The organism is Aquabacterium sp. (assembly GCF_004297345.1).
In the GTDB taxonomy this organism is placed as follows: Bacteria; Pseudomonadota; Gammaproteobacteria; order Burkholderiales; family Burkholderiaceae_C; genus Aquabacterium.
On sequence record NZ_SCTN01000296.1, the window covers coordinates 1 to 1,462 of the forward strand.

Annotated in this window: 2 protein-coding genes and 1 pseudogene; 1 reads left to right on the forward strand and 2 read right to left on the reverse strand. The window is 59.0% G+C overall.

The genetic code is table 11. The features are described from left to right. Window positions 1-208, reverse strand: a pseudogene (locus EPO09_RS10480) (nitrogenase cofactor biosynthesis protein NifB); the annotation flags it as partial. Window positions 209-489: 281 nt separating this feature from the next. Between EPO09_RS10480 and EPO09_RS10485 the strand changes: the two are divergent. Beyond that, on the forward strand, window positions 490-903 hold the full coding sequence (locus EPO09_RS10485) for a nitrogen fixation protein NifQ (protein ID WP_290642845.1): 414 nt from the start codon (window positions 490-492) through the stop codon (window positions 901-903). 12 nt (window positions 904-915) lie between these two features. Here EPO09_RS10485 and EPO09_RS10490 read toward each other — a convergent pair. Continuing rightward, window positions 916-1,462, reverse strand: a 547-nt coding sequence (locus EPO09_RS10490; RefSeq protein WP_290642847.1) for a helix-turn-helix domain-containing protein, incomplete at its 5' end; no start/stop codon positions are given.

The following is a 1,462-nucleotide window of genomic DNA, read 5'->3' on the forward strand; positions in this document are numbered from 1 at the left end:
CTTCTTCCGAATAGCAGGGATGGTTCTTGACCTTTTCCCAGATCTCGGCGGGCATGTCTTCAGGTCCACCTGAAGAACCGCAGCTCGCCTTGCCTTCGCCGCCAGATGTGCCGCAGCCGCCTCCTGGCTCAGGGATATCTGAACCCAGCGGGCGAATCTGCCCGATGCCGATGAAGGCCTTGGAGGCCAGTGATGCCGATGCGTCCATGATCATGTTTCCCCGTGAGTCGGCCAATATGGGCCTGAGCTGAAGGGCCTTTTGCTAAATTCATGCCACCTTGAAGAGCAAGGAAAATCAAGTACTTAGCAGCGGGGTATGGTCTGTCCGGCAGCCTTGTGGAGGCTTTGGTACAGGGCTTTGTCGCGAGGGCTGTCTGGTCTGTGACAAAGTCGACAGCGGTTTCGGGGGCGCGTGATGTCTCGCGTCAGTGCTCGGCGGTTGGCATGGCATTTGCGCGTTGTCTGAGCCTGCAAAGGAGTTCAGACATCATGCAAACGCCTGACAACGCTGTTGCGTACCGCCTCGACCAGTCGGGCCTCACGACGTGGTTGCCTGCCATGGGGGCGGCAGTCTCCCTGGATGAGGAGGTGAACGATCTGGTCGCTTTGCTGCGGGAGCACGCCACCCATCCCGGCATCCTGTCCGAGCATCTGGCCAGGGCGCTTGCCGTGGCGTCCATGGGGTCTCGTCACCTGTGGGAAGACCTGGGGCTGGCGAGCCGTGATCAGTTGCAGGCCCTGATGCAGGAGCACTTCACCAGCTTGAAGGCCTTGAACACCCACAACATGCGCTGGAAGAAGTTCTTCTATCGCACGCTGTGCGAGCGTGCAGACATCCTGATCTGCAAGTCACCTCATTGTGCAGATTGCGAGGATCAGCCGAAATGCTTTGCGCCCTATTGAACGGGCCTGGGCTTAGAAGCGGCGCACCTCGATGTCATATTTTTGAAGCGCATAGCCCATCTGACGAGGCGTGATGTTGAGCAGGCGAGCCGCCTTGGCTTGAACCCAGCCGCATTTCTCCATCGCCCAGATCAGCCGTTCGCGTTCGCCCTGTGGCTTATCGCTGTCTGTGTGCGCTGCCGATGACATGTCGCTCATGTCATCTGCATCACCGAAAGGATCGGCCTTGGTGGGGGCCTTGCCAGGCACTTCCGTCACAGGGATGGGGACAGGTTTGCCCGGCCGAACGGCATCTTCCCGTTCAATGTAGTGAAGCACCTGTGTCAGGCAGCGGTTGTCATGACAGGGGAAACTCAGATCGGTGAGGTCGTCGCTCATGGCCATCGTGGCTGTGCGTTCAACGCAGTTCTCCAGTTCGCGCACGTTGCCAGGCCAGTAGCAGCTGGTCAGTACCCGCATGGCCTTGGGTGTGACCTTCACACTGCGGCCATTTTCCTTGTTGAACCTGGCCAGAAAGTGCGAGACCATCAAAGGGATGTCATCGCGGCGTTCGCGTAGT